This is a genomic window from uncultured Methanobrevibacter sp., assembly GCF_937906425.1.
Taxonomy (GTDB): domain Archaea; phylum Methanobacteriota; class Methanobacteria; order Methanobacteriales; family Methanobacteriaceae; genus Methanobrevibacter.
On sequence record NZ_CALCYR010000285.1, the window covers coordinates 1 to 9333 of the forward strand.

At 28.6% G+C, this 9333-nt stretch carries 5 protein-coding genes; 3 read left to right on the forward strand and 2 right to left on the reverse strand.

All coding sequences use genetic code 11. The annotated features are described in order from the left end of the window. The first annotated feature begins 331 nt into the window (after positions 1-331). Positions 332-1252 (forward strand): LysR family transcriptional regulator, encoded by a 921-nt coding sequence (locus Q0138_RS08445; protein WP_297983381.1) that lies wholly within the window; start codon positions 332-334, stop codon positions 1250-1252. A gap of 335 nt (positions 1253-1587) precedes the next feature. Here Q0138_RS08445 and thiC read toward each other — a convergent pair whose 3' ends face one another. Both thiC and Q0138_RS08455 read right to left on the reverse strand, forming a co-directional pair. Continuing rightward, entirely contained in the window at positions 1588-2886 is a 1299-nt protein-coding gene (gene thiC / locus Q0138_RS08450) for a phosphomethylpyrimidine synthase (protein ID WP_297983384.1), read from the reverse strand. Positions 2887-3334: 448 nt separating this feature from the next. Further along, positions 3335-4252: a carbohydrate kinase family protein gene (locus Q0138_RS08455; RefSeq protein ID WP_297983386.1), complete on the reverse strand. Its 918-nt coding sequence runs from the start codon at positions 4250-4252 to the stop codon at positions 3335-3337. A gap of 1100 nt (positions 4253-5352) precedes the next feature. On the opposite strand from Q0138_RS08455, the gene Q0138_RS08460 reads away from it, so the two are divergent. Together Q0138_RS08460 and Q0138_RS08465 are read left to right on the forward strand one after the other, a co-directional pair. Continuing rightward, positions 5353-7692, forward strand: coding sequence for a hypothetical protein (locus Q0138_RS08460; protein ID WP_297983388.1), 2340 nt, complete (start codon positions 5353-5355; stop codon positions 7690-7692). Between the two features lie 441 nt (positions 7693-8133). Next, a complete protein-coding gene (locus Q0138_RS08465) occupies positions 8134-8964 on the forward strand; it encodes a hypothetical protein (protein WP_297983390.1) in 831 nt (276 codons plus the stop codon). Positions 8965-9333 lie beyond the last annotated feature (369 nt).

The following is a 9333-nucleotide window of genomic DNA, read 5'->3' on the forward strand; positions in this document are numbered from 1 at the left end:
ATAAGAATTAATAAAAATTAATAAAAATTAATAAAAATTAATAAGAATTAATAAGAATAATTTTAAAAAATTATAATAAATACTTTATATAAAACATTTAATTAATTATAAAAAAACAAAAATCCCAATGAAAAAAATTTAATTAATTATTTTATAATCAGATACTAATATTTATATAAATCAATATATTTAAAATTAATTATAAACTATTCAAACAAATTTTTATTGATAAAAATTAATGAATAGAAATTGTACAAAACACGAAAAAAATACTAAAAATAAATGAAGAAAACCTATACAAAACTCATTTTAATCATTGAGTGGTGGAATTATGCCAAATCAAGAGAATATGGATAGAGGACAAGAGGAAAAAATAAAGCCGGAGATAGGCATTAAGATTAATGGAGAGTCCTTTAACCACAAACTCTTTGAAAGTTTAGAATCATTGTCCAGAACATATTCTCAAAGGAAAACAGCAAAGGAATTGAAGATTTCCCACTCTGTACTTAACAGAAGAATCAAGAATGCTGAAGACAAGATTGGGGAAAAGCTTGTTGTAACCGTAGGTTCTGGTTCCGAACTTAGCCAAAAGGGTTATGAGCTTTTAAACCTTTATCACAAATACAACAACAGACTTGAAGACAGGGAAGAAATTGTCATTGCAGGGGGACACATTATCACAGGCCTTTTACAGGCAATAAGTTATGATCTCCCATTTAAAACATTAATCTACAGCAGTGACGACGAAAGTGCTTATGAACTGGCTAAAGCAGACTTGATTGACATTTTGGCTTTAGACGATCCACGTCTTGCATTTGAAAATGACTTGAACTTCACTGCAATTGCATATGACCATCTGGTGCTGATTTCTCCAAAGAATGAAAAAAGCATAGAAAGCATAGGGGACCTTGAAAACCTAAACTTCATAGGAGTTAAAGGAAGTGCACAGAGGTTGGCCTGGAGCACATTAAGACAGGAAAAAATCCCATTCAATATTGTTAGAGAGGTTAAATCACAATTTGATGCATTTAAAATAGTTAAAAATTCAAATGATTATTATACCTTCCTTAATGCAAGTTACTTTAATGGAAATGAAATTCTAAAAAACGAGACAAGACATGTAATCAGTTTGGTTCAATGCAATGACGACAAGGAAGACATTTATAATCTATTGGAATATCTTTTAATTGATGGCCAAAACCAAATTGGAGAACAGGGATTCATTCCAATAAAACCATGGAAAATAAGATAAATAAAAAATAATGTTTTGCTAATAATAACTAAACTAGTAAAAAATAGCTGATTTTAAAAAAATAAAAAAATAAATAAGGCTAAAAACAATAAAATAGATAATTTAAAAAAATAAAAAAAATAAAAGTGAAAAAACACAAAAAAACTAATTAAAAAAAAATAAAAGTGTAAAAACACTAAAAAAAACTAATTAAAAAAAATAAAAGTGTAAAAACACTAAAAAAAAACTAATTAAAAAAAATAAAAGTGTAAAAACACTGAAAAAAAACTAATTAAAAAAAATAAAAGTGTAAAAACACTGAAAATAAGAAAAAAGAAAAATTAAATAGAAAAAATCTATTTAATTAAATCGGAATCGGATTTGTCCAACCATTCATTTACTATTTTTACAGCACAATAGTTTCCACACATTGTACAGGTGTCCTCTTCTTCAGGAGGTCTTTCGTCCCTTTTAGCACGTGCAGCTTCCGGAAACATTGCACATTCGTATTGAGCTTCCCAATCCAATCTTTTTCTTGCTTCAGCCATAGCCAAATCTTGTGAACCATCAATTTGACCTGTAGCTAAATCTCCAGCATATGCACCGATTCTTGTAGCGATTACACCTTCCTTTACATCTTCAGGAGATGGAAGAGCCAAATGTTCTGCAGGAGTTACATAACAGATAAAGTCTGCTCCAGCCTTAGCTGAAGAAGCGGCTCCAATAGCTGAAACGATATGGTCATAACCAGGAGCAACATCACATACAATAGGACCTAACATATAGAAAGGAGCATTTGAACACATTTTCTTTTGAATCATTACATTTGTAGGAATTTCATTAATAGGAATATGACCAGGTCCTTCAATCATACATTGTACACCTGCTTCACGGGATCTGTCAATCAATTCTCCTAAAATAATCAATTCTTGTATTTGAGCCCTGTCAGTTGAATCTGCAATTGAACCGGCTCTCATACCATTTGCAAGGGAAAGAACAACATCATGTTCCTTTGCAATGTCCAACACATAATCGAAATTAGCATACAATGGATTTTCCTTTTCATTTTCAACAATCCAACCGGACATGAATGATCCTCCTCTGGATACAAGTCCGGTTACACGACCTTGTCTTTTAAGTCTGGTTAAGGTTTCAATGTTAATACTGCTGTGAACAGCCATAAAGTCAATACCGTCCTTAGCCTGTTTTTCAATTGTATTGAACAAGTCATCCTCATCCATATAAACTACGGAACCATGTTCCCTAATGCTTTCAATAGCTGCCTGATAAACTGGTACAGAACCTACAGGTAAAGGAGACATATCCAAAACTCTTCTTCTTATTACATCCAAGTCTCCGCCAATACTTAATTCCATCAAACAGTCAGCACCATGGTCAATTGCAATTTGTGCTTTCAATACTTCCTCATCAAAGTTTACAATATCTGTGGAAGTTCCTACAGTTGCATTAACCTTTGTTCTAAGTCCTGCTCCAATACCAGAAGCTTCAATATCCCTATTTACATTGCTAGGAATTACAACAGTTCCCTTTGCAACAGAATTTAAAATGAAATCTTCACTAACGCCCTCTTTTTTAGCAACAGCTTTCATTTCTTCAGTTAATATACCTTTTTTTGCATCACTTATCTGTGTCATAATCAATCTCCAATATTCATTACGCTAGATTATTGTAATTTTAAAAAAAATAATAACAACCAATTCAAATAGAATTTAGTAAAGTAAATTTTAATTTATTTCTATTTAACTTGATTTTTATAATAATATTTAATGTAATTTATTTAATATAAACATATCGGTTAATACCACCTTTATTTTAGAAATAAAGAACAGAAAATGATTTTTATCAAATAATATTGAGATTTCTCAAACATATTTTATAATTGAAAAATAACTAAAAAAGATTAAAAATAAAAATAAAACATGATTAAAGTTTAAAAAGTAAAAAAAGAAAAAAATAAAATAATTAAAATAAAAATAGATAAAAATAAAGATTAAAAATAAAAATAAGAAATAAATAAAGATTAAAAAAGTAAAAAAAAGAAAAAATAAAATAATTGATGTAAAAAAGAAAAAAATAGAATAATTAGTAAAATTCAATCATTCTATTATATGCTTCTTCATAGCTAGGCATATTTGTTTGACAACCCTGTTTTTCAACTACAAATGATGAAACGGAAGAAGCAAACTTAGCAGACTCTTCAAGAGAACTTCCATTAATAAATCTAGACAAAAAGCCGGACCTATAAGAGTCACCTGCTCCTGTAGGATCTACTGCAGGTCTGTAAATAGAATCAATTTCTATTTTTCCTTCATCAACACTATAAACAAAACTGCCTTCCTTACCACAGGTCTTAATAACAATCTCAGGACCGATTTCCATCAAACCATTAATGTCAACACCTAAAGAGTCCTGAATTCTTTTAATCTCATGATGGTTTCCAAATAAAATATCACTGTGAGTAATTACTTCCTTCAGCTTTTTAGGACTGTACATTCCCAAATCTTGTCCTGGATCAAAGGAAACCAATCTTTCTTCTTCCTTGGCAACAATTCCAGACTTGCAATTAAAATGAGGATCACCGGTAGCTAAATGAACAGCCTTGAACTCTTTGATTTTATCCCTAGGAACTGCACTGTCGTGGAAATCCTTTCCAGCACCCCAATAGAAATAACTGATTTGATCCTGATTTTTGTTGGTCATGACAAATGCAGTTGGAGTGTTTTCAGTCTTAGAGACAATCATGGCATCAGTATCCACAGACAAATCCTTCATCCTTCTGTGATAATGAGAATCTATGAAATCCTCACCGACAGCTGAAACCAAACCAGTTTTTAATCCTAATTTTGCTCCAATCATTGCAACATTAGCTGCAGCACCACCATCAAGATTTTTCATGGTTTTCATTGGTGCAGAATTATTGGCCATAGGAAACTCATCAACTGTAATGATATAATCTAATGCAGTATGACCTACTGCTAATAAGTCTTTCTTAATACTCAAACAAATACATCCTGTAACTTAGTTTTTAACTGTAATAATACTTTAAATTGAATAAAATTGCAAAAACAACTTAAAGTAATGAAATAAAAATAAAATATTTATTTAAACAAGAGTTATAAAACTTTTAAAAAAAATAAAATATTTATTTAAACAAGAGTTATAAAACTTTTAAAAAAAATTAAATAATTATTTTATTAAAGAAGCTCTAAAATCCAATTATTCAAGAAATAACTAGATTATTTAAGGTATTTAAAAATTAAAATTTATCCACGCCACAATAAATTTCAATAATGTAAATAGTCTAAAAAAAATGAAAATTTTTTAAAAAAATCAACATTATTATTTTAGATTTATCCAATATTTAATGATTTTTATAATACGAATTCCTAAAAATTTTTTGATACTAATGAAACAAAAATCCATTGTGAAAATCTCTAATAACGAATTTGAAAAAAAGCCATTTTAAGAGGATTTAAATCAAAAACTTAAAGAAATTAACTTTATGAATTTATTGTCGAAACATTTTAAATTTAAATTTTTTTAAAAATTAAAATTACAAATTTAAATGAAAAATTAAAAATTAAATTTTAGAAATCCGATTATAAAAATTATTTTTTTTCAGTAAGTAATATTTTAGTTTTAATATAATTCTAATTTGTGCAAGAGCATTTGAAAAGAAATATTTTTTAAAAATTTTTTTTACTGAAAATCAATTTTAAAAAATTATAAGAAAATGATTTAAAAAAAATAATTCCCAAAAATCATTTAAAAACAAATTATAAAAAGAGAAATATCAATAAAAATTTATATTTAAAAAGCTTAAAAATAAAGATTATAGGATTTAAAAATTAATTAATAGTTTTTTTAAAAAAATAATTAAAATTAAATTAATAAAAATAAGCATTTAAAAACTTAATTAAAATTAAATTAATAAAAATAAGCATTTAAAAACTTAATTAAAATTATTTAATAAAAGAAGAATTTAAAAAAGCCAATTAATTCAATTAAAATAAAAAAAAATAAATTTAAAAGGCAAATTATAATTTTAAGGCAATTAGGGAGGCATAAAAATTAAATCTAAAAAAATAGCTAGAGTTCTAATGATAAGTATAAGCATATTAGTTCTCTTTAGCCTAATAAACTCAATCAGTGCAATAGATTCCTCCAATCCATTAAATGACACATCTTCTGGAGATTTATCTCTTGATGAATCTGTCACAGATTCCATCAAAAGTCCTTTAAGTTCATCTTCAGAAATATTTGTCAGCGCTAATGGAAGTGATGAAACTGGATTAGGAGATGTTAAAAGTCCATATTCAAGCCTAAAACAGGCAATTGAAGAAAGTGATGATGGAAACACAATCAATTTGGAAAATGGAATCTATACAGGCGATAATAATAAAAACCTGCTTGTAAGTAAAAACCTTACAATCAAGGGTGAAAATGCAACAATAGATGCTCAAAACAGCTCAAGAATATTTACAGTGTCCAATGCAAGTCTCACCTTGATTGGATTAAATCTCATAAACGCAAACACTCCTGGCGAAAGTGGAGGAACAATAATTAATATGGGCGGAGAGTTAAGTTTAATCAACTGTACAATAGCAAATTCACAAACTGACCAAAATGCGGGAGCAATCTTCAGCAACGGCACATTAAACCTTATTGATACAAGGATAATAAACAATTCAGCCCATCAATATGGAGGAGCAATCTTCAGCATTGGATTATTAAACGTGAATGGCTGCCACTTTGAGGCAAACACCGTTGATGCAGATAAAAGTGTTGGAGGAACAATCATGACAAGTGGCCTCAGCCACTTCAACAATTCCACATTCCTCACAAACCATGCGGTTTACTCTGCAGCCGCAATCTCAAGCTATGGAAATGTGGACATCAACAATACAAATTTCATAAACCAAAGCACAAACTATACAGGAGGTGCAATAAGCAATCACGGAAACATGACTATAAACAACAGTCTTTTCAGTAACTGCCACTCAAGATTCTATGCAGCGGCAATTCTAGCACCTCCAAGCGGTCTTCATGTAACAACAGAAGTTTACAATACAATATTTAGGGGAAACAACGTTGGAAACCATGGTGCAGTCTCCAACAATTTCCAAGACACAGAACTTCTCATGATAAACTGTGCACTTGTGGACAACTATATCCAGCAGGATCTTGTACCTATCAAGCAATATGGAGACATTGCATTGGATGACAATGCAACAACCCTATACTGCTGGTGGGGACAGAATGAGGTGGGAAACTACTACTCACCACATGGTGACGAGTATGAACCTTGGAAAATCAACGCTTCAAGATGGCTTGTAATGACTTTTGAATCAGACAAGGGTTTGGCATACAGCGGAGAGCTCAACAGCCTTACAGTAAGCATCAAGCAATACTTTGACAACAATACAAAGGAAATCTGCCCATACGATGAGGACATTAACCTTCCTTTAAGTGTCAGATTATACACAGACAATGGGGAAATCACAAGACTTACTCTAAAAAACGGAACTGCAAGCTATAACTACAGACCTAGCGCAAGCCTCAAATATGTTTATGCAAGCATGGACAATCAGACCCTTGCAATAGAGCTTGGCCAAAGGGAAGATGTGAATATTATTGCAGAGGACTTTTCAAAAATCTATGGAGAGGACAAGGAATTAAGCATCAAGTTAACAGATTCAAATAATGAATCAATTGCAAACAAAAGCATTAAAATTAAAATAGACAATGCAGAATATGAAAAAACAACAAATGATGATGGAACAGTTGAATTTGACATCAATATAAGTCCAAAAACCATTGATGCAATTGTTTCATTTGATGGGGATGAGGAATATAAGAAGATTAACAGGACAATAAAGCTCACTGTTGTTAAGAAAAACACAAGCATTATTGCAAGCAATCTAGTGAAATACTATAAAAACGGCACACAATTAAAAATCAAATTGCTGGACAATGATAAAAAAGCCTTAGCAAACAAGAAAATACAGATTACAATAAATAAAAAAACATATGCCAGAACAACTAATGCAAAAGGGATTGCAAGCTTGACAATTAACAATAAGATAGGAACATATTCCACAAAGATCCAATTTAAAGGAGATATTTACCTCAAGGCATCAGGCAAAACAATTACTGTAAAGGTTGTTAAGCCAATTCTTAAGGCCAAAAGCACTAAAGTGCATAAAAAATCCAATTTTGTAGTTACATTCAAGGACAAAAGTAAAAAGCTAATCAAGAATCAAAAGGTTAAGTTTACTTTAAACAAGAAAACTTATACAAGAACTACAAACAGCAAGGGACAGGCTAGTGTAAAGGTCAATTTGGCTATTGGAAATACTTACAGTGTTAAAACCCAGTTTAAATCAACAAAACTCTACGGAGCTTATGTCCTAACAACAAAGATAAAAGTAATCAAATAGATGTTTTTGTTTAAAACTAAATTTTAAAAAATTCTATTTACAAATAGAATTTTATTTTTCTTTTTTTTTGAAAATCTTAAAAATTATTCTACTTTTTCTAAAATTAAAAATATTAAAAATATTAAAAATAATAAAATATTAATCTCCTAATTCTAAAATTAAAAAAGTAAAACTTAGTTCACTCTTTTTATAAATTACATAAAATGCCTAACAACAATCTATAAATATTAACATAAACTTATTACATTATATAGATTAAAATTCATTAATACTATAATGTATAAATTTAGCTGTTTAAAATGGTTAAATAGACTGTAAAAATAATTATGAAATCTTTAATTATCTGATGGATTTGTAATTTGAATGTACTCATTATTCTCAAATATTAATTTACATTTCTCTGATTAGGAATCAATTGGGTAATTAAAAATGTGAAATGAGATGGTGATTTTTATTTCCGAAGACATTGAAACTTTACAAAAGCAATTAGAAGAAAAAGAAGAAAAACTTAAAAACCAAGCTAGCGAATTAAATCATTTAACCAATGAAATTATTCCTGAGCTTAAAAAAGAGAACAAAAAATTAAAAGCACTTAAAGTGGAACTTACCGATGCATTGGAAAAAAGTACCAAAAAATACTTTGATCAATTGGAAATCAATGCAGACTTAAGTGAAAGTGTTGCTAAAAAAGGTGCAGGACTTCAATTGGCAAAAGTCAGACTTGAAGAAATTGAAAAATTAGTTGTAGAACTCGAAAGTCAAAAAATCCAAGAGGAAGAAAAGAAACAAGAGGAATACGACCAATTACCTGAAGAAGAAAAAAGTCAAATCGAAGAGTTAAAAGAAAAAATTAGCGAACTCGATAATGAAATTAGCAACAAGGAAAAAGAAATTTCTAATAAGAACAAGGAACTTGACAAAAAATCTAAAACTATTAAAGACAAAGACTCAGAAATTTCAGATTTAAAAGACAACTTAATTCCTAAACTTAAATCAGAAGCTGCAGAATTGAAAAAACAAATCAAAGATGTTGAAGCAAAAGCTGCTGAAGAAATGTCTGGTGTCGGCGGAAAAATCGCTAAATTAGAAGCTGAAATTAAAGACTTAAATAGTAAATTAGATAACAAGAAAAGAGATTATGACAAGTTAAACACAGCTATGAACGCTAAAGACAAAACCATAAACTCTCTTAAAAATAAAAATGAGCAATTGAAAGAAGAAATCAAAGAAGAAGCAAGCAAAGGTTTCTTCAGCAAACTCACCGGAAGATAATTTAATTTCCAGCTTTTAAAATGATTAATATTTATTACTCGTTAATAATTATTAATCTTATTTTTCTTTTTTTTAACTTTTTTAATTAAAACTTTTTAAACTACTTTTAAACAATTTTTAAACTTTTTAAACTAATTAAAACTTATTTCAAACAATTAAAACTATTTTTAAACTTTTTAAACTAATTAAAACTTATTTCAAACAATTAAAAATATTTTTAAACTTTTAAACTAATTAAAACTTATTTCAAACAATTAAAAATATTTTTAAACTTTTTAAACTAATTAAAACTTATTTCAAACAATTTAAAAATTTTTTTAAACTTTTTAAACTAATTAAAACTTATTTCAAACAATTAAAACTATTTTT

What these genes read in the sequence shown, in the direction of transcription:
- Q0138_RS08445 (WP_297983381.1), top strand. Translation starts at nt 332, where the DNA reads ATGCCAAATCAAGAGAATATGGATAGAGGACAAGAGGAAAAAATAAAG.
- thiC (WP_297983384.1), bottom strand. Translation starts at nt 2,886, where the DNA reads ATGACACAGATAAGTGATGCAAAAAAAGGTATATTAACTGAAGAAATG.
- Q0138_RS08460 (WP_297983388.1), top strand. Translation starts at nt 5,353, where the DNA reads ATGATAAGTATAAGCATATTAGTTCTCTTTAGCCTAATAAACTCAATC.
- Q0138_RS08465 (WP_297983390.1), top strand. Translation starts at nt 8,134, where the DNA reads ATGGTGATTTTTATTTCCGAAGACATTGAAACTTTACAAAAGCAATTA.